Source organism: Nocardioides dokdonensis FR1436 (assembly GCF_001653335.1).
In the GTDB taxonomy this organism is placed as follows: domain Bacteria; phylum Actinomycetota; class Actinomycetes; order Propionibacteriales; family Nocardioidaceae; genus Nocardioides; species Nocardioides dokdonensis.
This window is the reverse complement of sequence record NZ_CP015079.1, coordinates 2,235,089-2,258,768: the sequence shown is the minus strand read 5'-3', so window position 1 is coordinate 2,258,768 and position 23,680 is coordinate 2,235,089. Positions and strand designations below refer to the sequence as shown.

The following is a 23,680-nucleotide window of genomic DNA, read 5'->3' as shown; positions in this document are numbered from 1 at the left end:
GGCCCGGATATCCCGCCCACCCGGCCCGGATATCCCGCCCACCCGGCCCGAGATGACCGCACTCAGTGCGGCTCGAGCCAGGAGAGCACCCGCTGAGCGGCCTCGTCAGCGGTGAGCGCGGCATTGTCGAGTCGCAGGTGCTCGACGTCGCCGAGCAGCTCGTCGGCCAGCGTCGGATCGCCCGGGTCGGTGTTCATCCGGTGCCGCTCCTCCATCTCGCGCACATGCGCGTCCGACCAGGCCAGGTCCGCCTTCGAGGGCTTGGCCGAGATCCGGTCGGCGCCGGCGTTGCGGGCCAGCCGGGTCTCGAGGTCGGCGTACAGCTCGACCCAGCGCACCGGCAGCCCGGCGTCCCGGTAGGGCTCGATCATCTGGCGCACCAGATCGGCCTCGGCGGGGTCGTCGACGCCCCACACGAAGGTGAAGACCAGCTTCACACCGTGCTCGACGGCCTCCTCGAGCACCCGGCGCCGGAACTCCAGCGTGAGCCGCTCGAAGGACGGGGTGCCGTGCCCGAACACCTCCAGCAGCGGCTCGACCGTGTGGTGGTTGTGGAAGAGCCGGTAGTCGCTGCGCGCACAGATCCTCCGCCCCACCGTCATCTTGCCGACCGCCGGCGGTCCTGTGATCAGCAGCAGCTCCCCTGTCATGCGAGCACGCTAGACGGTGCTCGCGGACGGGTGCGAACGCTGCGCCTGGACCAGGTCGTACGCCGCCGCCAGATCGACGCCGAGCTGATGACCGAGCCCTCGACCCGCACGCCCACCTCGCCCGCTCCCGTTCGCCCGCGACCTCGTCGCCGACGCCTGACCGATCGTGGCAGGCTCGATCGGATGACGTCCCCGACCCTCCACGGCCTGCAGGTGGTGCTGACACCGGTCGCAGCGATCCACGTGCCGGCGCTTCGCCGCATCCTCGCTACCCCCGCGGTACGAGCGCGTTGGCGCGACGAGGACGCCTCCCCGGCGTGGCCCTTCGACGACCCCTCGGCGACCCGCTTCGCCGTGCTGGTCGACGACACGGTGCGCGGGCTGGTGCAGTACGCCGAGGAGGAGGAACCCGACTACCGGCATGCCTCGATCGACGTCTTCATCCACCCTGCCCTCCACGGTCGCGGCGTCGGCCGCGACAGCGTGGCCACGCTGGCTCGCTACCTGGTGGAGGTCAAGGGTCATCACCGCCTCGTGATCGACCCCGCTGCGGACAACGAGGCGGCTATCCGCTGCTACTCGGCGGTGGGCTTCCGACCGGTCGGCATCCTGCGCCGCTACGAGCGGGACGCGGACGGCGTCGGGTGGCACGACGGCCTGCTCATGGACGTCCTCGCAGAGGAGCTGCCGCGCGACGTCGAGGACCTGCCGGGCGCGCCGACCCTCTTCGAGCAACAACCGCTCAGTCGAACGCCACCGGGCCCCGCTGGAACAACCACGTGAGCTCCGCCGAGTCGCCCGCTCCCCAGTGGTCGATGACGGCGTACCGCGTGGTGCCGTCGAGCACCCGGAACCGCTCACGCAGCGTCGCCCCGGAGTCGGACTCGGCCGTGACCTCGTGGGCGCCCGAGGGCAGGCTCAGCGAGAAGCTGACCCAGTTGTGCTGGCTCCCGACGTGGAAGTCGTCATCGACCACGGTGACGCCGTCGACAGCGATCTCCAGGCCGACCCGCTCGTCGTCGAACGACTGGTTGCTGACGTGGAGCACCAGGTCCGCCTCGGACCGGTCCACGAGCCGCACGGCGGAGCCGGCGGCGGTGACGTCCGCGTGCGCCACGGGGTCCTCGCCCTGATCGTCGCCGCACCCGACCAGCGCGCCCGAGGCGAGCACGGGGAGCAGGGCGAGGGCGACGACGCGGCGCGAGGGCATACGGGTGGGACTCGGCGGGCGCCGCGCCGGTTCCGCTCCTTGTCGGGACCCCGCCCCGCCCATAGGTTGCGGTGACGGCAGCCCGGACCCAGACGAGCGCCCGCCGACCACCGCACGGCCCCGAGGACGAGGAGAGCCAGTCATGTCCAGCCCGAGCACCCGCTCCCAAGAGAAGTCGTCCGGGCTCTCCGCCCTGATGCGCCCCGTCAACTCCGTCGTCGAGCGCTTCATCCCCAGCGCGCTGGTCTTCGCGATCGTCCTGACCTTCATCGTCGCCCTCCTGGCGCTGCTCATGACCGACACCGGCCCGGTCGACGTCGTCAGGGGCTGGGGCGACGGGCTGTCCGGGCTGCTGGCCTTCATGACCCAGATGTCGCTGATCCTCCTGCTGGGCCACACCCTGGCCAACACGGGCCCGGTGCGCGCCCTGCTGAGCAGGCTCGGCGGACTGCCGAAGACCGCGCTCCAGGGCTACCTCTTCGTGTTCCTGGTCGCCTCCGTCGCGTGCCTGATCACCTGGGGCCTCGGCCTGGTCGTCGGCGTGCTGCTGGCCGTCGAGGTGGCCAAGCAGGGGCGCGAGAAGGGGCTGAGGCTGCACTTCCCGATGCTCGTCGCGGCCGGCTACTCCGGCTACGTCATCTGGCACATGGGCTACTCCGGCTCCGGGACCCTGACGGCCGCGACCGAGGGCTCATTCATCGCCGAGCAGCTCGGCGAGACCATCCCCATCAGCGAGACCACCTTCGCCTGGTGGAACATCGTGGCGATCGTCGCCACCATCGTCGTGGTGGGCATCGGGCTCGCCCTGGTGGCCCCGCGCGGGGGGGACAAGATCATCGAGCTGAAGCCGCAGGCCCAGTTCGACGACGGCCCGGTCATCGACGACGACGTGGTCACCCCGGCCGACCGGGTCGACGCCAGCCGCATCCCCACGCTGCTGGTCGGCCTGGCACTGGTCGCCTACCTGGTCGTCCACTACTCCGACGGCGGCACCGCCACCCTCGACGTCGTCAACTGGACGTTCCTGGCGCTGATCTTCCTGCTGGTGCGCAGCCCGCTCGAGCTGATCGGCCTGGTCAAGAACGCCGCCTCGAACGTGGGCGAGATCCTGCTCCAGTTCCCCCTCTACGCCGGGATCATGGGGATCATGGCCACCTCGGGCCTGATCACCGTCTTCTCCGACTTCATGGTCGAGACCGCCGGCCCCTCGACCTTCGGGGTGCTGGTCTTCCTCTCCGCCGGGGTCGTGAACTTCTTCGTGCCGTCCGGGGGCGGGCAGTTCGCCGTGCAGGGCCCGGTGATGCTCGACGCCGGCGGCCGGCTCGGGGTCGACCCGTCCATCACGATCATGGCCATCGCGTACGGCGACCAGTGGACCAACATGATCCAGCCCTTCTGGGCACTGCCGGTGCTGGCGATCTCGGGGCTCAAGATCCGCGACATCCTCGGCTACACGATGGTCACCCTCATCGCGTCCGGCCTGGTCTTCGGCACCACGCTGTTCCTGGTCGGGCTGGGCAGCTGACCGGGAACAGACGTGCCGGCCCGCCCCGAGGGGCGAGCCGGCACGACGAGCGGGCTACGGGTCAGTCGACCCAGGCCCGGTCGTAGAGGAACATCGTCTCGCTGGTCGGCTCCATGCCGTGGACGTTGTCGTTCCAGGCCTGGAAGGTGCCACCGGCGGCGAGGCCGACACCGGGGACCTTCTCGTGCCACAGGCGCTCGATCTTGGTCATCGTGCCGATGCCCTCCTCAGGCGTCGCCGCGGCCTGGAGGTCGGCGAGCAGGGCGTCCATCTCGAAGTTGGAGAAGCCGCTGGTGTTCTGGCGCGAGGAGCTCTGCAGCGCCCCGATGAGGCGCGAGTAGGGGTCCTCGTCGGGGATGCTCAGGGCGGCCACGGCCAGGTCGTAGTCGTGGTCGATGTAGAGGCGCTGGATCTGGTCGGAGACGCTGCGCAGCGCCTCGTTCTCGACGGTGAACCCCACGTCCTCGAGCATCGCCTTCACCGCGACGCCACCGGCGGTGCCGGGGCCATCTGCGCCGTGCAGGTAGCGGACGGTGCCGTCGAAGCCGTCCGCCTTGGCCTCCTCGAGCAGCGCCCGGGCCGCGTCGGGGTCGGTCTCCAGGGGCGGCACCCCGGTCGACCACGGTGAGGCGTCGGGGAAGATCTCCTTGGTCGGCACGCCGGCGCCGTCGGTGACCCGTTGCAGGTAGACCTCGGGGTCGATGGCCAGGGCGACCGCGCGACGCACGCGCGGGTCCTCGCCCGGGCGTCCCTCCCGGCTGTTGATCCAGATCTGGGTGCCGAGGCCGGTCGCGAACATCATGCCGGCGAACTCCTCGTCGATGGCCTGCTCGACCGGCCCGGGGCCGCGCATGAACGCGGTGTCCACCCCGCCGCTGGTCAGCGACTCCAGCTTGGCGTCGTCACCGCCCAGCCACACGAAGCGCAGCTCGTCGAGGTAGGGGCCCTCGCCCCAGTAGTCCTGACGAGCGCTGAGCACCAGCTCCTCGCCCTCGGCGTAGGTCTCGAGCTCGAAGGGGCCGGCGCCGATCGGCTCGAAGTCGAACACGTCGTCGTACGCCGCGGGGGCCAGGATCATGCCCGGGCCGCCGGCCAGCATGTTGGGGAAGGTCGCCCACTCGCGCTGCAGGGTGAACTCGACCGTCCGGTCGTCGACGACCTTGCTGGACTTGAGGTTCGCCATCAGGGTGAGCGCCTGGTAGGCGAAGTTGTCGGTGTAGTACTTCATGGAGTCCACCACCGACTGCGCGTCGAGGGGCGTGCCGTCGGCGAACTCGACGCCGTCGCGCAGGGCCAGCGTCCAGACGATGTTGTCGTCGGTGGTCAACGACTCGGCCAGCTGCGGCTCGAAGGTCTGGGACTCGTGGTCGTAGCGGACCAGCGTGTCGTAGATCGCGCCCATCGCGCTGCCGCCGGCAGCGCCGTTGGCGTAGCTCTTGGTGGGGTCGAGCGTGCGGATCTCGGAGTACTCCGCGACGGTCAGGGTCCCGCCCTCGACAGGCTCGGTGTCACCGTCGGCGACGCCGACCATGCCGGTCGTGTAGATCTCGCTCTTCGGCTGGCCGCCCGAGGTGTTATCGGAGCTGCCCTCCTCTTCGGCGGAGGACGTGCAGCCGGAGACGGCGAGGGCGCCGACGAGGGCCAGGGAACCGAGCCGGAGCCGGCGCAGGTGGGGTGACATCAAAGGACTCCTGGGGCAAGAAGGAACAGTCGAGGACGACCACCACGGTCCGCGAGATCGGGTGATCGACGTCACCATGACACCGCCGCCGGGTTTTGTCAGTCGACTGACAGCATCCGTCCCAGGTCGACTCAGCCGACGGCCAGCACGTCCTCGGGGACGACCGTGAGCCCGTGGGCCCGAGCGGCGTCACGCAGGCGCCGGCGCACGTCGGTGTGGACCTCCATGGCCAGCTCCTCGAGGACCAGGCGACGCACGGCACCGTGGCGGAAGACGGGGGTCCCGTCGGGGGTGTGCACCAGCACCCCGGAGTCCACCGCGCGGGCCAGGGCGGCAGGGCCGACGGCGTCCTCCACGACGCCGGCCGGGGCGAGCGGCCCGGCGACCGCGCTGACCCCGACCGCGAGCAGCGCCAGCGGGTCGAGGCCCCCCAGGCGTCGGCGTACGGCGGCCGGCAGCGCCTCGGACAGGGACCGGGCCACGTCGCTGGGGTCGGCCAGGTGCCGTGCCGCGTCGAACTGGGATCGCAGGTCGGGGTCGTCGAGGATCGCGCACAGCACCGCAGGGTTCCCGGCGCTGGCGCGGTGGTAGGCCGAGACGAGGGCGGAGGCGCCGTCGAGCCGTTCACCGAGGGCGTCGCCCACCACGTCGGCGACCGCGGCGCGCTCCAGGCAGCCCAGGTCCACGACGGTGCAGTCGCGGCCGTCGGCGACCTCCGGCACCGGACCGTGGGCCCCGACGAGCAGCGGGGCCCGGGAGCGCTGGCACTGGCGCACCACCTCGGCACGCTGGGCCGGGTCGCACAGGTCGGCGTCGTCGAGGACGATCAGGACCTTGTCGCGCCCCTCCAGCATCGGCTCGAGCGTGTCGACCAGGTCGAGCGGGGAGGAGGCCCAGGGACGCGGGCGCAGCCGCCCGATCCGGACGCCGTCCTGGGCGGCGCGGCGGGCCGCCTCGTCGAGGATCGTGCTCACCCCGACGCCGGCGCGACCGAGCACCACCGCGGGACGCACCTCGCGGACCACGACCTCGAGGATGGCCAGCTCCCGGTTGCGACCGCGGACGGGCCCGGGCCTGTCCCCACGGTGCACCGACGTCGAAGCCATGCGAGTGCCACTCCCTCGCCGACGAACGTCGTCGGTGCCGACCGGCTCCCCCCGAGCAGGCTTGACCAGGGTAGGTCCTCGCGTCACTGCCGCCAAGCACCCCGGACCGGTCCCACGCCCGGGGATCGGTGCGACAGCGGCGCGTCGTCTTTCCTAGGGTGGGCCACGTGACTGCCTCCGACACCGCCCCCGAGACCACCCCGACCCGCACCACCGGCCCCGCCTGGGGCCACGCGCTGGCGACCGTCACCCACGACGGCACCGTCCTCGACGCGTGGTTCCCGCAGCCGCGGCTGGGGACGCGTCCCGACAGCGACGAGAGCGCCCCCGCCGAGCTCACCAACCTGGAGGGCAGCGACCACGCCCGCGGCGTACGCCGGGAGGTCCTCCTGGTCGAGATCGCCGACCTGCAGCAGCCCCCGGTCGACACGGCCGACGTGTGGCTGCGCCTGCACCTGCTCTCCCACCGCCTCGTGCGCCCGCACGGCGTCTCCATGGACGGGGTCTTCGGCAAGCTGACCAACGTCGTGTGGACGTCGTCCGGCCCCTGCGCCGTCGAGGACTTCGAGCTGACCCGGGCCCGGATGAAGGCCGGCGGCACGCACGTCTCGGTGTACGGCATCGACAAGTTCCCGCGGATGACCGACTACGTCGCCCCCACCGGGGTGCGCATCGCCGACGCCGACCGGGTCCGCCTGGGCGCGCACCTGGCCGAGGGCACCACGGTGATGCACGAGGGCTTCGTGAACTTCAACGCCGGCACGCTCGGCTCCTCGATGGTCGAGGGCCGGATCTCGGCCGGCGTCGTCGTCGGCGCGGGCAGCGACGTCGGCGGCGGCGCCTCGATCATGGGCACCCTCTCGGGCGGCGGCACCACGGTCATCTCCCTGGGCGAGCGCTGCCTGCTCGGCGCCAACTCCGGCATCGGCATCCCGCTCGGTGACGACTGCGTGGTCGAGGCCGGGTGCTACGTCACCGCCGGCACCAAGGTGACCCTGCCGTCCGAGGACGGTCGGGTCGTCAAGGCCGCCGAGCTGTCCGGCGCCGACAACGTGCTGTTCCGGCGCAACTCGGTCTCCGGCGCGGTCGAGGCCGTGGCGTGGAGGAGCGACGGCGTCGCCCTCAACGCCGCCCTGCACGCCAACTGATCCCTGGTCAGAGCGTGCGGGCGACCGCCCAGGCGGAGTGCATCGCGCCCTCGATGTAGCCCACGTCGTCGGCATCGCCGGCGACGTGCACCTCGACGCCGCGCGCCCGCAGGTCGTCGGCCAGCGGAGCCGCCGCCGAGACCTCGGAGGCCACGACCACGAGGGCGGCGGCGGCGCTGGTCGCGCCGTCCTCGGTGGTGAAGTGCACGGTGTCCTCGGTGATCCGCTCCACGGTGGCGCCGCGGTGGATGGTCACGCCGTGGCTGCCGGCCTTCGCGACCGCGTGCCAGCGGCGCGGCATCGCCATCGGGAGACCAACCTGGCCGCCCTCCTCGACGAGGGTGACCCGGCGCCCGCGCTCGGCGAGGAACTCGGCCAGCTCGAGACCCACCAGCGAGCCGCCGATGACCACGACGTCCTTGCCGATCGGCATGAACCGCTGGGTGACCGCACGGATCCGCCCGGGGTCGTTGGTGATGCGGGACCACTTGCCGAGCTTGCCGAACACCCGCAGCAGGTGGCTCTGGCCGCCGGCGTCGCCGTCGCCGGTCATCAGGGCGCGCAGTGTGTCACCGGTGTGCACGTGCGGCAGGTCAGCGCCCGGCACGGACGGGAGGGCACGCACCGCGCCGGTGGCCACGACGACCGCGTCGGGCTCGAGCGCGAGCACGGAGTCGGCGGTGGCGCGGTGGCCCAGGCGCACGTCGACGCCCAGACGCTGCGTCTCGTGGGTCAGCCAGTCGACGAGGCGCTGGTTGTCGGGGGTGGTGAGCTGGGAGAACCACAGGGTGCCGCCGATGCGGTCGCCCGACTCGAGCACGGTGACGCGGTGCCCGCGCTCCTTGGCGACCCGGGCGCTCTCGAGACCGGCGGGGCCGGAGCCGACGACGACCACGTGGCGCGGCGTACGCACGCCCGGGAACGGCAGCGAGGCCTCGTTGCCCAGCGCCGGGTTGACCGCGCAGACGGGGGTCTCGTCGAAGAAGTTGCGCTCCACGCAGACGTAGCAGTTGATGCACGGGCGCACGCTCGCGGCGTTGCCGGCGCGCAGCTTGTTGACCAGGGCGGGGTCGGCGAGCAGCTGGCGACCCATCGCCACGAAGTCGGCCTGGCCGCCGGCGATCATGTCCTCACCGATCGCGGGCAGCACCCGTCCGACGGCGACGACCGGCACGGAGACCTCGGCCTTCACGGCCGCCGCGAGGCTGCGGTAGGCGCCGAGCTTGTTGGGCAGCGGGCCGTCGAGGAAGTTCTGGAACGGGTTGCGGCCCCAGCCGGTGACGTGGATGGCGTCGGCGCCGGCCTCCTCGAAGAGCCTCGAGGCGGCGATCGCCTCCTCGGTGGTCAGGCCGTCCTCCTCACCGAACTCCTTGCCGGCGATGCGCACCAGCAGCGCCATGTCGGGACCCATCGCCTCGCGGACCGCGCGCACGACCGCGACAGGCAGGCGGGCCCGGTTCTCGAACGCGCCGCCCCACTGGTCGGTGCGGTGGTTGTCGGCGCGGGAGAGGAAGCCTCCGAGGATGTAGCCGTGGGCGCAGTGCACCTCGATCGCGTCGGCGCCCGACTCGCGCACGCGACGCGCGGCGTCGGCGAACGACTCGATCAGCCAGGCGATGTCCTCCTCGGTGGCCTCCTTGTAGGTGGCCTGCTTGCCCTGGGAGGCCGTGGCCATCCGCATCAGCTCCTGGGGCGTGTTGTCGGCCAGGGCGCTCATGTCGTAGGCGGACCGGGGCGCGGAGGGCACCAGCAGCGGCCGGTCGTGGGCCATGTCGACGCGCCCGACCTTGCCGTGGTGCGTCATCTGGATGCACAGCTTGCTGCCGGCCGCGTGCACGGCGTCGGCGAGCGCGGTCAGGCCCGGGATGAAGCGGTCCTCCGACAGGCCGGGCTCGTGCATGCTGGCGGTGCCGTGGGGGAACGCGACGGCGCACGCGCCGGTGATGATCATCGCGGTGCCGCCCTCGGCGCGGGCGACGTAGTGGTCGATGTCGCCCTGCTCGATCTCACCGTCGTGGCACAGGTTCATGTCCATCGCGGCGAGCAGCACCCGGTTCGACAGGGTCACCGGGCCGAGACGGCCCTCGGCGAGCAGGTGGGAGAAGTCCGGGCTGGTACGAGTCGTGGCCACGCGCGGACGCTACGCAGCCCGCGCCGGCGTGACGCGGCCGTCTCCCGACCACCGGGACCGACCCGGCCCCTCGTCCCCTTGGGGGCGTCACGGACGATGGGCGCATGAGGAAGCTGGTGCCCGCCGTCGTGATCACGCTCGTCGTGGCCGGCGTGATCGGCGTGGGCGTGTGGGCCCTCGTGGACCGGGTGGGCGGCCTCTTCACCAGCCGCACCTGCACCGCGACCGTCGCTGGCAGCAGCGTCGACCTGACCCCCGAGCAGGCCGAGAACGCCGGGCTGATCGCGGCGATCGGCGTACGACGCGGGCTGCCGGCGCGCGCGGTGTCGATCGCGCTGGCCACGGCCTACCAGGAGTCGAAGATCGTCAACCTGACCTCCGGGGACCGCGACTCGCTCGGCCTGTTCCAGCAGCGCCCCTCCCAGGGCTGGGGCAGCGAGGAGCAGGTGCTCGACCCGGTCTACTCGACCAACGCCTTCTACGACGCCCTCGTCGAGATCGACGGCTACCGCGAGATGGAGGTCACCGAGGCGGCGCAGGCGGTGCAGCGCTCGGGCTTCCCCGAGGCCTACGCCGACCACGAGGCCGACGCCCGGGTGCTGGCCTCCGCGCTCACCGGCAACTCCCCTGCCGCACTGTCGTGCGAGGTGCCCGGCGACGCCGAGGCCGCCAACGCCGAGCTCCGCGACGTGGGGCTGACCTTCCGCGCCGACAAGGTCCGCAAGGAGCTCACCGCCGTCTTCGGCGACCTCTCGGTGGGCGGCTTCGCCCCCGGCGGGGTCAGCACGGGGCACCAGGAGGGGTCGGCGCACTACGAGGGGCGCGCCGTGGACGTCTTCTTCCGCCCCGTCTCGGAGCAGAGCGCCGTGCGCGGCTGGGCGATGGCGCACTACCTGGTCACCCAGGCCGAGCGGATGTCGGTGGCCACGATCATCTTCGACGACAAGATCTGGACCGCCCGTCGCTCCGCCCAGGGCTGGCGCGACTACGACGTCGACACCTCCGACGTGTCGGCCGAGACCGCCGAGATCCTCGAGCACCGCGACCACGTGCACGTCGACGTCTTCTCCTGAACCGTCGGGTTGCCGGGCGCCACGGCCTGGGACAGGCTGGTGGACCGGTCGTCGTCGAGCAAGGAGCCACCGCCATGAATCCCACCGGCCCGGTCCTCGTGGGGATCGACTCCTCGGAGAACGCCAAGTCCGCGCTGCGCTGGGCGGCCGGGTACGCGCGCCACGTCGGCGTCGACGTCGAGGCCGTGATCGCCTGGGACGTCCCGGCGACCTACGGCTACGCCATGGTCACCACGCCGGATCCGCCGGAGTACGAGGAGTTCGCCGCCGCGGCCCTGCGGAGCACCGTCCTCGAGGTGCTCGGCGAGGACGCGGCCGTCGTGCAGCGCACGGTGCGCGGGCACCCGGCCCAGGTGCTGGTCGAGGCCACCTGGGTGGCCTCGCTGCTGGTCGTGGGATCTCGCGGGCACGGGTCGTGGGGCGCGGCCCTGCTCGGCTCGGTGAGCCAGCACTGCGTGCAGCAGGCGCACTGCCCCGTCGTGGTGATCCCGCACGGCGTCACCGCCTGACGGGTCACCCCTGCCCCCAGGATCGGGGATATCCCGGATGCCCGACCGGGGTGCCTGGTGCCAGACTCGTCGGCATGGAGCAGACACCCGCGGCGAGCGCCCGCGACCTGACCAAGGTGTACGGCGCCGACGAGGCGCAGGTGCGTGCCCTCGACGGCGTCACCGTGGACCTGCACCGCGGTGAGTTCACCGCCATCATGGGCCCGTCGGGCTCGGGCAAGTCGACGCTCATGCACTGCCTGGCCGCCCTGGACACCCCCAGCAGCGGTGAGGTCGTCATCGACGGCACCCTCCTGGCGGGGCTCAAGGACAAGGACCTCACGACGCTGCGGCGCGAGAAGATCGGCTTCGTCTTCCAGGCCTTCAACCTGATCCCCACCCTCACCGCCCGCGAGAACATCCTGCTGCCGCTCGACCTCGCCGGGCGCAAGCCCGACCGGGGATGGTTCGACACGGTCGTGGACGCCGTCGGCCTGCGCCCGCGGCTGGGGCACCGGCCCAGCGAGATGTCCGGCGGCCAGCAGCAGCGCGTCGCCTGCGCCCGGGCGCTGGTCAGCCGCCCCGCGATCGTCTTCGCCGACGAGCCGACGGGCAACCTCGACTCGACCAGCTCGGCGGAGGTGATGCGGTTCCTGCGGCGCAGCGTCGACGAGTTCGACCAGACGATCGTGATGGTCACCCACGACCCTTCGGCGGCGGCGTACACCGACCGCATCCTCTTCCTCGCCGACGGCCGGATCGTCGACGAGCTGCGTCATCCCGATCGGGACGCGGTGCTGGAGCGGATGCGCCGCCTGCAGCCCGAGGCCACGCCGCCGCAGGCGGGCTGAGCGGTGTTCCGCCTCACCTGGCGCACGCTGCTGGCCCGCAAGGCGCGGCTGGTGATGAGCACGCTGGCGATCGTGCTCGGCATCGGCTTCCTCAGCGGGGTGCTGACGTTCAGCAGCGGGCTGTCGGCCACGTTCAACGGGATCATCGACGGCTCCACGCCCGCAGCGGTCGTCCGACCGGCAGGCACGGCATCGTTCGAGGCGGTGGGTGCCGGCAACACCCAGACCCTGGCGCCCGAGGACGTCGCGCGGCTGGCTGCACTCCCCGAGGTGGCCCGCGCCGACGGCAGCATCGACGGCTTCGGCCTCTACGTGCTCGACCCGGACCTCAAGCTGGTCGGCACCGGCGGCGCCCCGACCCTGTCCTTCAACTACACCGACTCCCCCAACCTCAGCGGCCAACAGATCCTGGTCCTCGACGACGGCCGCTGGCCCGAGGCCGACGACGAGATCGCCCTCGACACCGGGGCCGCTCGCAACGCCGGCTACGAGGTGGGCGACCAGGTCACCGTCATCCCGCCGGGCGTCGACGGCAGCGGCCCGATCACCCAGCAGCTCGAGCTGGTCGGCCTGGCCGGCTTCAACGCCGGCGCCGGTACCGCCGGCGCCACGCTGGTCATCTTCAACACCTCGGGCGCCCAGGCGATGTTCCTCGACGGCGCGGACGCCTTCACCTCGGTCGGGCTGACCGCGACGGACGGGGTGGACCAGGAGCAGCTGGCCGAGGCCGCCGCACAGGTCCTGCCGGCCGGCTACGAGGCGGTCGCAGGTGACGTCGTCGCCGAGGAGTCGAAGTCGGCGGTCGGCGAGTTCCTCGGCTTCATCGACATCTTCCTCGGCGCCTTCGCGGTGATCGCGGTCATCGTCGGGGGCTTCATCATCGCCAACACCTTCTCGATCCTGGTGGCCCAGCGCACCCGTGAGCTCGCGTTGCTGCGCGGCCTGGGGGCCAGCCGTGCGCAGGTGCGCCGATCGGTGCTGCTGGAGGCCGCCCTCACCGCGATGATCGGTTCCACCGCCGGCCTGCTGCTCGGCCTGGGCCTGGCCCGCGCCCTGGCCGCGCTGTTCAACGGCATCGGGCTCCCGATCGACGCCGCGGTGCTGACGCTGACCTCCGCGACGGTGCTGACGGCGTACGTCGTCGGACTGGGCGTCACGTTGGCGTCGGCCTACCTGCCGGCACGCCGGGCCGCGCAGGTGGCACCGGTCGTGGCGATGCGCGAGGACACCGGCGCCAGCGAGGCCGGGCTGCGCCGACGCACCCTGGTGGGGGCGGTGCTGCTGGTCGTCGGCGCTGCGCTCGCCGCTGTCGGCCTGGTCGGCGCGCCGGGCAACGACGCGCTCTACCTCGGCGCCGGTGCGGTGCTCTGGGTGCTGACCGTGGCCGCGATCAGCCCGGTGCTGGGGCGCCCGGTCCTGCTCGGCGCCCGCCGGCTCTTCGGCGCTGTCTTCGGCACCACCGGGCGGCTGGCCGGAGACAACGCGCTGCGCAACCCACGGCGCACCGGAGCGACCGCCTCGGCGCTGATGATCGGTCTCGCGCTGGTCTCGGCGGTGGGCGTGCTCGCGGCCTCGGTGAGCGCCTCGACGGACCAGCTGGTCGACGAGCAGTTCGAGGCCGACTTCCTGGTGCAGTCACCGGTCTTCGGCAGCTTCCCGGTCGCGATCGGCGACCGGATGAGCCGCGTCGAGGGCGTCGAGGTGCTCTCCCGCCAGCAGGCGCTGCTGGCGACGGTCGGCGACGACGAGGACCCGACGTACGTGGTGGCGGCCGACGGCTCCTTCGGCGACGTCTACGACCTGACCATGCTCGAGGGGCACGAGCAGCCCGGCCCCGGAGAGGTCGTGGTGTCGGCCAGCACCGCCGAGGACCGAGGGTTCACGCTCGGCGCGACCACCGAGCTGGGCTTCCCGGGCGACCAGCAGGTGCCGGTCACCGTGGCGGGGATCTTCGAGGACAGCCAGGTCGCGGGGCCGTTCAACGTCGGCTTCGACGTCCTCGAGACCGCCGGTGTGCGTCGCGTCGACACCACGCTGAGCATCAACACCGCGCCCGGCGCCGACGTCGTCGCGGTCAAGGCCGCGCTCGACGCACTGGTCGCGGACCTGCCGATCGTGGCGGTGCAGGACAAGGAGGAGTTCGCCGACTCGATCACCGCCCAGATCAACCAGCTGCTCTACATCGTCTACGGGCTGCTGGCGCTGTCGGTGGTGATCGCGGTCATCGGCATCGTCAACACCCTGAGCCTCAGCGTCCTCGAGCGCACCCGCGAGATCGGCCTCCTGCGCGCGGTCGGGCTGTCCCGGCGCCGGTTGCGGCTGATGGTGACCCTGGAGTCGGTGACCATCTCGATGATGGGCGCCGTGCTCGGCCTGCTGCTCGGGGTGCTCATCGGGGTGCTGCTGCAACGCTCCCTGCGCGACGACCTCTCCGAGCTCGCCGTCCCGCTGCCGAGCCTGGCGGTGTTCCTGCTCATCGCCGTCGTCTTCGGCGTGGTCGCCGCCATCCTGCCCGCCGTCCGCGCCTCCCGGATGAACGTGCTGGACGCGATCGCGACCGAGTAGGCCGGCCGGCGGGAGTTTCATCGGCCGGCCGACGGAACTCCTGGATGGACGATGAAACTTTATCGGCCACCCGCCAGGTTCATCGGCCGGCCGATGAACCATGAGGGGGCGAGTCCGGACCCAGCCGCCACGTCACCGGGCTCAACGGGTCGGGCTCGTAGCAGCAGTAGGTGCCGGTCCGGATGCGACGGGCCAGGTGGGCGCCGAGGTCGGGGTGCTGCTCGGCGACCCGCCCCAGCGCGTAGCGCAGCGAGCGGGTCACGCTGGTGCGCGCCCGCTCGGCCGAGCCGCCCGTACGCCGGTCCCGCCCGCCCAGCCCCACGGCCCGGGCCAGCTCGTCGACGAGGTAGTCGCGGTCGTGCTGGGCCACCTCCTGGCGGGCCAGGTCGTTCATCGCCACCGCGTCGTCGAGGTCCTCCTCGACCTCGGCCAACCTCCTCCGGTAGGCCGCCTTGGCCTCGTCGTCGAGCACCAGCAGGCCGGTGGTGTCGACCCGGCTGGGGCCCTCCGGCGCCTCGGCGTCGCTCTCCCCCGCGACCAGGTCCAGCACGTGCAGCTCCCGGCCCGGCTCGGCCAGCAGCCGCTCGAGGTAGCGCAGGCCCTTGAGGTCCGGCAGCACCCGCTCGACCCCGCCCAGCGCGATCCGGCGCCCGGAGCCCAGCCGCTCGAAGACCGCCACCGCGGGCTCCCGCGCCGGTGCCTCGGTGACGTCGTCGTCGGCCGCGGCCAGGCGGCGTACGTCGAGGGCCGCACCGAACGCCTCGTACGCCGCCAGGGCCGAGCCCCGCTCCAGCCTGGCCGCCTCGGGGCGGCCGGCGGCGTCGAGCGCAGCGGCGAGCACCTCGCGCGCCACGGCCGTCTCGTACGCCGCCTCCGCGTCGGCCCAGGCCGCCACGGCCGCCGTGCCCGCGTCGACCGCTGGCCGCCCGGCGGCCAGCTCGGCGCGCGCCCGGGCCAGGGCCGCGGCCGCGCGCAGACCCGGCCCGGCCCAGCGCCGGGCGATCGACTCGAGGCGCTCGGCCGCGGCCTCGACCTGCTCGGGGCGGCCCAACGCTGCGGCGATCTGCGCCTGCGCCTCGAGCAGCGGCGCGACGCGCAGCTCGACGAAGGGCGGCCGCTCCTTCGACGGCATCGGCAGGGGGTGGGCGATGGCCTCCTCGACGAGCGCCAGCGCCTCCTCCCCCCGACCCTGGGCCAGCCGCACGAGCGCGAGCGCGGGGTGCGGGCACCAGGCGTGCTCGTGGGCCTCGAGCAGCGCCTCCTCGGCGCCCACCAGGTCGCCCCGACGCAGCCGGATCGTGCCGAGCTCGACGAGCGGCCAGCCGAACTCGCGCCGCATCCAGGGGCGCAGCTCGTCGCAGGCGGCCACCGCCTCGGCCTCGGCCTCGTCGCCCGGCCCGGACCAGCGCAGCATCTCGGCGCGGTGCACCCGGCAGCGCCCGCTGATCCCGCCCACGGCGCGACCCGGTCGCCAGCGGTCCATCACCTCGGTCCACTCCCGGGCCCGGTCGTGGCGCCCCACGCCCTGGGCGGCGCAGACGATCTCGCACAGCATCATCCCCGCGGTGAGCGGGTCGACCCGGCCGGAGGTCAGCTCGACGGCGACCTCGTCGAGCTGCTCGATCCCCTCCTCGACCGCCCCGTCGATGATGCGCAGCCGGGCGAGCGCCGTACGACCGATGACGACCGCCGCCGGCACGTCGCGCTCCCGGCCCAGCGCGACCGCACGTCGGGACAGCTCGGCGGCCGCGACCATGTCGCCGCTGAAGAACCTCTCGTAGCCGGCCACCATCGTCACGACCGCCCACACCGGGGAGCCCGGGGTGTCGGCCAGCAGCCGCTCGGCGCGCCGGTTCCAGCCGCGCACGGTGGCCATCAGGCCCGAGTCGATGAGCAGGTGCAGCGCCGCCATGGCGGCCGCGCGGCCCGCCGGCTCGCGCTCGCCGCGCTGCTCGTGCAGCGCGTGCAGGCGCTCCCAGCAGCCGATGGCCCGCTCCAGGTCTCCGGCGGCGTAGTGCTGGCCTGCCTGCAGCTCCAGGGCGGCCGGCAGCTCGGGGGTGTCCTGCTCGTCGAGCACCACTGTCGCAGTGTGACACCGATTGTCACGCCGAAGGAGTGTCAGCTCCCCACACACGACAGGTGAATCCCATGCGCATCTCCCAGCACGACCTGCCCGTCAAGATCGACGTCCCCGGCGCCAAGGCCCGCCAGCTGCCCGACTTCGGGCTGGCCGAGGGGCCGCTGGCGGCCGAGTGGTTCTCGCTCGCGGCCGGCACCGACATCGCACCGTTGCTCGTCGGGCTGCCCGGCGACGCCTGCCAGTCCACCCACGTCGGCTACGTCATCTCCGGCGCCCTGGTCGTCAGCTACACCGACGGCAGCGAGGAGCGCTGCGCGGGCGGCGACCTGTTCAGCTGGCCCGCCGGGCACAGCGTGCGGGTCGAGGAGGACGCCGAGGTGATCCTCTTCAGCCCCTCCCACGCCCACACCGTGGTGCTGGACCACATGCTGGGCGCGATGGGCGTCGCGGTCTGAGCCGGCCGGGCCGGGAGGTTTGTCGGCCGGCCGATGAAGCTCCTGGCGGGACGATGAAGTTTTATCGTCCACCCGCCAGTTCTATCGGCCGGCCGATGAACCTTCAGCCCGCCGCCAGCCGCGCCACCGCAGCATCGATGCGCTCGTCGGTGGCGGTGAAGGCGACCCGGACGTGCCGGTCGCCGGCGGGGCCGTAGAAGGAGCCGGGGGCGGCCAGGATGCCCCGCTCGGCCAGCCAGGCGACGGTCTCCCAGCAGTCCTCGTCGCGCGTGGACCACAGGTAGAGCGAGGCCTCGGAGTGGTCGATCCGGAAGCCGGCGCCCTCCAGCGCCGCGCGCAGCGCCGTACGCCGCGCGGCGTAGCGGGCGTGCTGGACGGCGACGTGCTCGTCGTCGTCGAGGGCGGCGACCATCGCGTGCTGCTGCGGCCCGGGCATCTGCAGGCCCAGGTTCTTGCGCACCGCGAGCAGCTCGCCGACCACGGCGGGGTCGCCGGCCACGAACGCGCAGCGGTAGCCCGCGAGGTTGGAGCGCTTCGAGAGCGAGTGCACGGTCAGGATGCCCTCGGAGGAGCCGCCGCAGACATCGGGGTGCAGCACCGAGACCGGCTCGCTCTCCCAGGCGCACTCGAGGTAGCACTCGTCGGAGACCAGCAGGGTTCCCCGCTCACGGCACCAGTCGACGACCTTGCGCAGGTGCTCGACGGGCAGCACCCGCCCGGTCGGGTTCGACGGCGAGTTCAGCCACAGGATGCGCGGCACCTCGGGGCCCATCGAGGTCAGCGAGTCGGTGGCGATCGAGCGGGCGCCGGCCAGCGCCGCACCGACCTCGTACGTCGGGTAGGCCAGCGCCGGGTAGGCGATCAGGTCGCCGGCGCCGACGCCGAGGTGCACCGCCAGCGATCCGATGAGCTCCTTGGAGCCGATCACCGGCAGCACCGCGTCGAGCCCGAGCCCGGTGACGCCGAAGCGCCGCTCGAGCCAGTCCAGGCACGCCTGCCGCGTCTCGGGCAGCCCGATCGTGACGGGGTAGCCCGGTGAGTCGGCGGCCGCGCGCAGCGCCGCCTGGGCGACCTCGGGCGTCGGGTCGACCGGCGTGCCCACGGACAGGTCGACGATGCCGTCGGGGTGCGCCCGGGCGGTGGCGGCGTACGTCGTCAGCTTGTCCCAGGGGAAGTCGGGCAGGCGGGCCGAGACCGGCCCACCCGTCCCCCGGGTGCTGCTCGCGTGGGTGCTCAGGACTCGTGGACCTGCAGCGGGAGAGCGGCGATCAACGGGTGGTCCTTGTCGATCTCACCCATCTTGGCCGCACCGCCCGGCGAGCCGAGGTCGTCGAAGAACTGCACGTTGGCGTCGTAGTACGCCTTGTACTCCTCCGGGGTGTCGTCCTCGTAGAAGATCGCCTCGACCGGGCAGACCGGCTCGCAGGCACCGCAGTCGACGCACTCGTCGGGGTGGATGTAGAGCATCCGCTTGCCCTCGTAGATGCAGTCGACGGGGCACTCGTCCACGCAGGCGCGGTCCTTGAGGTCCACGCACGGCTGGGAGATGACGTAGGTCACCGAATCCTCCTCGGAGGGTGGGGCAGCGGGTAGGCGCGTCAGGTCGACGCGAGGGCTCCAGCCTAGTATCCCGTCGTGCCAGATTCGCCGGAAGCCCACCCCTCGAGTGGGAGCACGCCGCCGGCCGCCGCCCCGCACCTGGGTCCTCAGGTGGTCGGCACCCGTGTCGTGGTGCGCAGCGTGCTGCAGGGGCAGACCGGTCCCAGCGGCGGGCCGGCGCTGACCGACGTGCTCGGCACCTGTCTGAGCTGGGCCGACGGGGTCTGCGTGGTGCAGCCCGAGGACGGCCCTCCGGTGCGCATCGCGATCGCCGACATCGTGGCCGGCAAGCCGGTGCCGCCCCGTGCGTCGGTGCGCCAGCGGGTCTCCGCGCGCGCCGCCGAGGGCCACTCGTTCGTGCTGTTCCCCGACACCGACCGCGTCGACCTGGGCGAGTGGGTGCTGCGCTCCGACCCCGCCCCCATCGGGCGGCCCTACAAGCGCGCCAACTCCGCGCTCGCCATGGGCGACCCGGGTCGCCCCTTCCCCGAGGCCGCGGCCGCGGTGCTGGACTTCTACGCCGAGCGCGGCCGCGACCCGATGGTGCAGGTCGAGGCCGGCACCGACGTCGAGCGGTCGTTCCTCGAGCACGGCTGGGTCTATCTGCCCCACGGCGAGGTCGAGTTCCGCCTCGCCTCCCTGGTCACGCTGCGCCGCGCCCGACGGGGTCGCGGCCGGGGCCTGGGCGTGGTGGCGCTCGAGGGTGACCGCGACGAGCGGGCGCACGTCGTGGTGCCCGGCCCCAGCGGGCCGGTCGCGGAGGGGCGCGCCGCGGTCCACGACGACTGGCTCGGGCTCAACGCCGTCAGGACCCACCTCGAGCACCGCCGCCAGGGCCTGGCCGGCGAGGTCCTCGACACGCTGCTCGAGTGGGGCGCCGAGCGCGGCGCGATGACGGTGTGGCTGCACGTCGAGACCGACCACACCGCCGCCCGCGCCCTCTACGACGCCCTGGGCCTGCTGACCCACCACGTGGCGCGCTACCTGGTGCCGGCCGCGAGCGACTGACCTCACTCCTCGTCGCGTACGTCGATCCCCTCGTCGCGGCTGTGCCCCGGCGCGGACGCCGCGTCGCCGCCGTCGTCGTTGCCGTAGCTCGTGGCGCGGAAGACCCGCTCGGCGCCGGCGGTGATCGGGATCCACCAGCGCCGCTGGATGCCGAGCACGAGCGTGCCCGCCACCAGCATGCCGGCGAGGTTGATGCCGAGCTGGGCCAGCGACCCGAGGATCTCCCCGGTCTCCAGGAAGGCCAGGCCGAGGGCGAGGTTCCCGGCTGCAGGCACGGTGGTGACGCTGATGAAGACGCCCACCATGGTCGAGGTCTTCTGGATCGACAGCGCCAGCACCCCGGCCGCCCCGGCGGTCAGCGCGACCACCACGGACCACTGGTCGGGTCGCCAGATGAAGCCGGTGTTGGGCCGGGCCCGGGTCACGTCGGCGACGTCGATCATCCCGGTGGCGCGCCCCACCAGGCACAGCAGCGCCACGACCGCGATGGCCAGGACGAAGGAGAGCAGGAGCAGCTGGAGGCTGCGACGCACGAGCCGCCACCGGCCGAGCACGATGCCGGCGCTGGCGGCGGCGACCACCCCGAAGTCGGGCCCCACGACCATCGCACCCACCACGAGGACCGCCGAGTCGGTGAGCACCGCGACCGCGGCCAGCACGACCGCGAGCACCAGGAACAGGTGGTAGGACACGGTCGGGTCGGCACCGCTCTCGGCGTCGTCCGCGACCTGTTCCCAGATGACGGCGTCGTCGGGGTGGCCGGGGGCGACCTCCTCGAGCTCCTCGGCCTTGGCGAACGGTGCACCGCTGGGGTCGAGCACCAGGATGCTGCCGTGCTCCTTGAGCCCGCAGTGCTCGAGCTTGTCGAGCAGGGCGCCGGCCTTCTCGCGCGCCACGTCGCACTCGAACAGGTCGCCGGGCGGATCGATCACCGCGTCCCGCTGCCACGTCACGTTCGTGACCCAGTCGGGTGCGCACAGGGTCTCGCGGACGCGGTCGGAGAGGTCGGTGGGCGCGGTCAGGCGCAGGTGGACGAGCACCTGCTCAGGCTAGGCGCCCCAGCTGGGGCGCTACTTGCACTCCACGCCGTCGGAGGGCGTGTAGACGGTCGTGAACTTCTCGTCGTGGTCCAGCGCGGACTCCCCGGCCTTGCGGAAGTAGCGCCACACGTTGATCGAGAAGCCCGACGAGCCGGTGTAGGCGTAGCAGTCGTCCCCCTCGAGCGTGCGGGTCTTGTGCTCGGTGTAGGCGTAGCGCTCCCCGGTCTTGGAGGTGATGTCCCAGTACTTCGTGGAGTACATCGTCGCGGTGACCACGCCGGTGCCGGTCGCGTCGCCCGGGGTCACCGAGGTGTCGATGAGGATGCCGTAGGGCGTGTCGTTCTTGAAGCGCAGGTCGATCGCGCCCCAGGCCACCGTCGCCTCGCGCCCGACCGGGTAGCGGTCGATGTAGAACGAGTGCGGCTTGTGCTCGACGTCCTCGAGGCCGGCGAAGAACGCGGCGTTGAAGAGGGTGGTCGCCATCTGCGAGACACCACCGCCGAGGTCCTCCTTGAGGATGCCGTCGGAGATGATGAAGCCCTCGGTGAACCCGTTCTCGCGGGTCCGCTCGCCGACGGTGTCGTTCATCGAGAACGTCTCGCCCGGCGCCAGCACGGTGCCGTCGATGAGCTCGGCGGCCCGGCCGATGTTGGTGTTGCGGTAGGCCGCGTTGGGGTAGTACGTGGTGAAGGTGGAGACCTTCTCGCGGATCTTCCACGCCTTCGCGTCGGCGGTGGTGACCTCGGGGCGCGCGACCTTGGCCTCGACCTCGATCTGGCGCTTGCCCTCCTTGCGCACGACCACGTCGAGGAACGCGTCGGTCACGTCGTCGGGCTCGTAGGCCACGCCCGGCTTGCCGGGCACGACCTGCGGCTTGCCGTCGACCAGCGCGACGGTGGCGTCGACGGGCGCGCCGTCGCCCGAGGTCGCGGCGTCGACGAGGGCGATGAGCTGCTTGCCCTTCACGACGGGCTCGAGGCGGCCGTCGACCGGCTCGAGCCGCAGCATGGGGGCGTACTGCTGGGGGTCGAGCACGACCGTGGCGTCGCCGAAGTCGAGGGAGACCGGCGCCGACAGGGCGGGGTTGGCGAACTCCGCGACGGCCCGCTCCACGTCGCGCTCGTCGATGTCGGGGGCGACCTCGCTCAGCGCGAGGTCGGCGCTGCCGTCGGGCTCGCCCTCGGCCATCTGGAGGTACGCCGCCACGAGGGCCTCGCGGGAGGCGTCGAGGTCGAGCTCGCGGCCGGGCTTGGCCTTGGTGGTCTTGACGCCGGTGGAGGTGAGCTTGACCGCACCGTCGACGGCGGGCTCGCCGACCTCCTCGGAGATCTGGGCGAGCGCGTCCTCGAGGGCGCTCTCGTCGACGTCGACGACGGGCGCGAGGTCCTGGCCGCCGGTGTAGTAGTCCCAGAGCCGCCGGGGCTCCCACGAGCGGCGCCCGCCGGCCTCGGCGACCGAGGCGGCGTGGTCGACCGACAGCCCGGCCTCGGCCGGGTCGAGCTCGGTGGTGTCGCCGCCGGCCCCGGTGACGCTGACCTGCAGCGGCTCGGCGAGGCGCTCCTCGAGGCCGTTGCGCAGGGTGCGCTCGGCGCGCGCGGGGCTCTGCCCGCCCACGTCGACGCCTGCGATGGTGGTGCCGCGGGGCACCTTGTCGCCGGCGAAGGCACCGGCCGCGGCGTAGCCGCCTGCGGCGAGCAGCACGAGGACACCGAGGATCAGCACCACGGCCTTGGCGCCGCTGGACTCGCGGTCGTCGGAGGGTCGCTTGGGGTCTCGGCTCACCGTGCGAGTCTAAAGACCGTTGTCGACAGCGTTGAATCGTCGGTGCGGGACGCTGACCACGGCCCCGACGAGCACCACCACCGCCACGAGGAGCAGGCCGTAGCCGCGCGGATCGGCGCCGACCAGGTAGTCGCCCTCGGGCCGCGCCCGGGCGGCGTACACGAAGAGGCCGGTGAGGCCCAGCGCGTAGGGCAGGCGGGTGGCCACCCCCGGCGGGAGGGCGACCAGGACGGCGACGGCGGCCGCCGCTCCGAGCGGCAGGCCCCAGGCGGTGGCGTGCACGACGAGCGCGGCCAGCCCGATCGCTGCTCCCGCCACCAGCAGGGCCAGCGCCAGCGCCAGCCGGGTCACCCGCTCAGAGCCCGGCGAAGAGGTCGGTCTCGAGACCGTCCTCCCCCACCGGTCCGAGCTCGCCGTGGACCAGGCGGTAGAACTCGATGCCCCACGCGGTGGCCCCGACGTTGTTGGACAGCGCGAAGAACGGGCCGTCGGTGGTGATCTGGGTGGCGTGCGCGGCCAGGGCGGCCATCTTGGTGTCGACGTAGTCGGTGGCGTCGACGCCGCAGGCGAGGTCCTCGTCGGCGGTCACGAAGTGCGGCAGCTTCCCGTCGGGGTCCATGCCCTCGAACGTCGTGGTGTCGCCGGCGTCGCGCAGCGCCCGCAGCCCGGCGCGCATCCGGCTCTCCGACATCGCACCCCAGTAGATCTTGGCGATCGACCAGGGGGCGCCGAGCTCCTTACGGTACGACGGCACCGCGGCGAGCTGGGCGGCGTACATCGCGACCCGGTGCGCCTGGATGTGGTCGGGGTGGCCGTAGCCGCCGAACTGGTCGTAGGTGACGAGCACCTGCGGGCGGACCTCGCGGATGACCTCGACGAGCAGGTCGGCGGCCTCGGTGAGGTCGGCGCGCCAGAACGCGTTGTCGTGGATGTCATCGGCGGCGATGGCGTGGCCGTCGGCGTGCCACTTCATGCCCGAGTCGCGGTAGCGCCCGAAGCCGCCCAGGAAGCGGTGGTCGGTGACGCCCAGGGCCTTCATCGCCGCGTCCAGCTCGGTGCGGCGGTGCTCGCCGAGACGGTCCTCGCGGTCGGCGGCGAGGTGCTCGAGCTCGGGCACCAGGATCTCGCCCATCTCACCTGCGGTGCAGGTCACCAGGGTGACTCCGCGGCCCTCGGCGGCGTACTTGGCCATCGTGGCGCCCTGGCCGATCGACTCGTCGTCGGGGTGGGCGTGCACGAGCAGGAGGCGGTGGTCGCCGGCGTTCGAGGAGGGCGTGGACATGCCCTC

20 protein-coding genes and 1 pseudogene are annotated in these 23,680 nt (G+C 72.8%); 9 read left to right on the top strand and 12 right to left on the bottom strand.

Going from position 1 to position 23,680, the window contains the following annotated elements; all coding sequences use genetic code 11:
* Window positions 1–62 precede the first annotated feature (62 nt).
* The gene (locus I601_RS10690) at window positions 63–650 is read right to left on the bottom strand and encodes an AAA family ATPase (RefSeq protein ID WP_068109283.1); all 588 of its coding nucleotides are present in this window, start codon (window positions 648–650) and stop codon (window positions 63–65) included.
* 183 nt (window positions 651–833) lie between these two features.
* On the opposite strand from I601_RS10690, the pseudogene I601_RS10685 reads away from it, so the two are divergent.
* Window positions 834–1,337, top strand: a pseudogene (locus I601_RS10685) (GNAT family N-acetyltransferase); the annotation flags it as partial.
* A 55-nt stretch (window positions 1,338–1,392) separates the two neighbouring features.
* Here the strand turns inward: I601_RS10685 and I601_RS10680 are convergent.
* The gene (locus I601_RS10680; protein ID WP_068109278.1) at window positions 1,393–1,860 is read right to left on the bottom strand and encodes a hypothetical protein; all 468 of its coding nucleotides are present in this window, start codon (window positions 1,858–1,860) and stop codon (window positions 1,393–1,395) included.
* Window positions 1,861–2,002: 142 nt separating this feature from the next.
* On the opposite strand from I601_RS10680, the gene I601_RS10675 reads away from it, so the two are divergent.
* Window positions 2,003–3,385, top strand: coding sequence for a short-chain fatty acid transporter (locus I601_RS10675; RefSeq protein WP_068109275.1), 1,383 nt, complete (start codon window positions 2,003–2,005; stop codon window positions 3,383–3,385).
* A 61-nt stretch (window positions 3,386–3,446) separates the two neighbouring features.
* Here I601_RS10675 and I601_RS10670 read toward each other — a convergent pair whose 3' ends face one another.
* Both I601_RS10670 and I601_RS10665 read right to left on the bottom strand, forming a co-directional pair.
* Complete coding sequence (locus I601_RS10670) at window positions 3,447–5,066, bottom strand: ABC transporter substrate-binding protein (RefSeq protein WP_068109272.1); 1,620 nt, start codon at window positions 5,064–5,066, stop codon at window positions 3,447–3,449.
* Window positions 5,067–5,197: 131 nt separating this feature from the next.
* Window positions 5,198–6,172 carry a hypothetical protein gene (locus I601_RS10665; protein WP_068109269.1) on the bottom strand — a complete coding sequence of 325 codons (975 nt, stop codon included), beginning with the start codon at window positions 6,170–6,172 and terminating at the stop codon, window positions 5,198–5,200.
* 167 nt (window positions 6,173–6,339) lie between these two features.
* Between I601_RS10665 and dapD the strand changes: the two genes are divergently transcribed.
* Window positions 6,340–7,320 (top strand): 2,3,4,5-tetrahydropyridine-2,6-dicarboxylate N-succinyltransferase, encoded by a 981-nt coding sequence (dapD, locus tag I601_RS10660; RefSeq protein ID WP_068114732.1) that lies wholly within the window; start codon window positions 6,340–6,342, stop codon window positions 7,318–7,320.
* 7 nt (window positions 7,321–7,327) lie between these two features.
* Here the strand turns inward: dapD and I601_RS10655 are convergent, their stop codons facing one another.
* The gene (locus I601_RS10655) at window positions 7,328–9,451 is read right to left on the bottom strand and encodes an oxidoreductase (RefSeq protein WP_068109265.1); all 2,124 of its coding nucleotides are present in this window, start codon (window positions 9,449–9,451) and stop codon (window positions 7,328–7,330) included.
* Window positions 9,452–9,555: 104 nt separating this feature from the next.
* Between I601_RS10655 and I601_RS10650 the strand changes: the two genes are divergently transcribed.
* The 4 genes from I601_RS10650 to I601_RS10635 all read left to right on the top strand — a co-directional run bounded on the left by I601_RS10650 (window position 9,556) and on the right by I601_RS10635 (window position 14,428).
* Window positions 9,556–10,524, top strand: coding sequence for a VldE C-terminal domain-containing protein (locus I601_RS10650; protein WP_068109261.1), 969 nt, complete (start codon window positions 9,556–9,558; stop codon window positions 10,522–10,524).
* A 74-nt stretch (window positions 10,525–10,598) separates the two neighbouring features.
* Window positions 10,599–11,033 (top strand): universal stress protein, encoded by a 435-nt coding sequence (locus I601_RS10645; protein WP_068109259.1) that lies wholly within the window; start codon window positions 10,599–10,601, stop codon window positions 11,031–11,033.
* 74 nt (window positions 11,034–11,107) lie between these two features.
* Window positions 11,108–11,863, top strand: coding sequence for an ABC transporter ATP-binding protein (locus I601_RS10640; protein ID WP_068109256.1), 756 nt, complete (start codon window positions 11,108–11,110; stop codon window positions 11,861–11,863).
* 3 nt (window positions 11,864–11,866) lie between these two features.
* Window positions 11,867–14,428, top strand: coding sequence for an ABC transporter permease (locus I601_RS10635; protein ID WP_068109254.1), 2,562 nt, complete (start codon window positions 11,867–11,869; stop codon window positions 14,426–14,428).
* Window positions 14,429–14,507: 79 nt separating this feature from the next.
* On the opposite strand, the gene I601_RS10630 is transcribed toward I601_RS10635, so the two are convergent.
* Window positions 14,508–16,508, bottom strand: a complete 2,001-nt coding sequence (locus tag I601_RS10630; RefSeq protein ID WP_157520048.1) for a hypothetical protein — start codon at window positions 16,506–16,508, stop codon at window positions 14,508–14,510.
* Between the two features lie 68 nt (window positions 16,509–16,576).
* On the opposite strand from I601_RS10630, the gene I601_RS10625 reads away from it, so the two are divergent.
* Window positions 16,577–16,963 carry a cupin domain-containing protein gene (locus I601_RS10625; protein WP_068109249.1) on the top strand — a complete coding sequence of 129 codons (387 nt, stop codon included), beginning with the start codon at window positions 16,577–16,579 and terminating at the stop codon, window positions 16,961–16,963.
* Window positions 16,964–17,066: 103 nt separating this feature from the next.
* On the opposite strand, the gene dapC is transcribed toward I601_RS10625, so the two are convergent.
* Both dapC and fdxA read right to left on the bottom strand, forming a co-directional pair.
* Window positions 17,067–18,200 carry a succinyldiaminopimelate transaminase gene (dapC, locus tag I601_RS10620; protein WP_068109246.1) on the bottom strand — a complete coding sequence of 378 codons (1,134 nt, stop codon included), beginning with the start codon at window positions 18,198–18,200 and terminating at the stop codon, window positions 17,067–17,069.
* Window positions 18,197–18,523, bottom strand: coding sequence for a ferredoxin (fdxA, locus tag I601_RS10615; protein ID WP_068109243.1), 327 nt, complete (start codon window positions 18,521–18,523; stop codon window positions 18,197–18,199). The genes dapC and fdxA overlap by 4 nt, the downstream gene beginning before the upstream one ends.
* A gap of 75 nt (window positions 18,524–18,598) precedes the next feature.
* Here fdxA and I601_RS10610 point away from each other — a divergent pair, with 75 nt between their 5' ends.
* Entirely contained in the window at window positions 18,599–19,570 is a 972-nt protein-coding gene (locus I601_RS10610) for a GNAT family N-acetyltransferase (RefSeq protein WP_157520045.1), read from the top strand.
* A 2-nt stretch (window positions 19,571–19,572) separates the two neighbouring features.
* Here I601_RS10610 and I601_RS10605 read toward each other — a convergent pair whose 3' ends face one another.
* The 4 genes from I601_RS10605 to mshB are packed head-to-tail and all read right to left on the bottom strand — an operon-like array spanning window position 19,573 to window position 23,674.
* Complete coding sequence (locus I601_RS10605; RefSeq protein ID WP_068109237.1) at window positions 19,573–20,610, bottom strand: DUF389 domain-containing protein; 1,038 nt, start codon at window positions 20,608–20,610, stop codon at window positions 19,573–19,575.
* A gap of 30 nt (window positions 20,611–20,640) precedes the next feature.
* Window positions 20,641–22,392 (bottom strand): VanW family protein, encoded by a 1,752-nt coding sequence (locus tag I601_RS10600; protein ID WP_068109235.1) that lies wholly within the window; start codon window positions 22,390–22,392, stop codon window positions 20,641–20,643.
* 9 nt (window positions 22,393–22,401) lie between these two features.
* Window positions 22,402–22,743, bottom strand: coding sequence for a hypothetical protein (locus I601_RS10595; RefSeq protein WP_068109232.1), 342 nt, complete (start codon window positions 22,741–22,743; stop codon window positions 22,402–22,404).
* A 4-nt stretch (window positions 22,744–22,747) separates the two neighbouring features.
* Entirely contained in the window at window positions 22,748–23,674 is a 927-nt protein-coding gene (gene mshB, locus I601_RS10590; RefSeq protein ID WP_068109229.1) for an N-acetyl-1-D-myo-inositol-2-amino-2-deoxy-alpha-D-glucopyranoside deacetylase, read from the bottom strand.
* Window positions 23,675–23,680 lie beyond the last annotated feature (6 nt).

Excerpts from the sequence above, each read along its gene's own strand:
- I601_RS10680 (WP_068109278.1), bottom strand. The coding sequence starts at position 1,860 with ATGCCCTCGCGCCGCGTCGTCGCCCTCGCCCTGCTCCCCGTGCTCGCC.
- I601_RS10650 (WP_068109261.1), top strand. The coding sequence starts at position 9,556 with ATGAGGAAGCTGGTGCCCGCCGTCGTGATCACGCTCGTCGTGGCCGGC.
- I601_RS10625 (WP_068109249.1), top strand. The coding sequence starts at position 16,577 with ATGCGCATCTCCCAGCACGACCTGCCCGTCAAGATCGACGTCCCCGGC.
- mshB (WP_068109229.1), bottom strand. The coding sequence starts at position 23,674 with ATGTCCACGCCCTCCTCGAACGCCGGCGACCACCGCCTCCTGCTCGTG.
- I601_RS10690 (WP_068109283.1), bottom strand. The coding sequence starts at position 650 with ATGACAGGGGAGCTGCTGCTGATCACAGGACCGCCGGCGGTCGGCAAG.
- I601_RS10640 (WP_068109256.1), top strand. The coding sequence starts at position 11,108 with ATGGAGCAGACACCCGCGGCGAGCGCCCGCGACCTGACCAAGGTGTAC.
- I601_RS10670 (WP_068109272.1), bottom strand. The coding sequence starts at position 5,066 with ATGTCACCCCACCTGCGCCGGCTCCGGCTCGGTTCCCTGGCCCTCGTC.
- I601_RS10645 (WP_068109259.1), top strand. The coding sequence starts at position 10,599 with ATGAATCCCACCGGCCCGGTCCTCGTGGGGATCGACTCCTCGGAGAAC.
- I601_RS10675 (WP_068109275.1), top strand. The coding sequence starts at position 2,003 with ATGTCCAGCCCGAGCACCCGCTCCCAAGAGAAGTCGTCCGGGCTCTCC.
- I601_RS10665 (WP_068109269.1), bottom strand. The coding sequence starts at position 6,172 with ATGGCTTCGACGTCGGTGCACCGTGGGGACAGGCCCGGGCCCGTCCGC.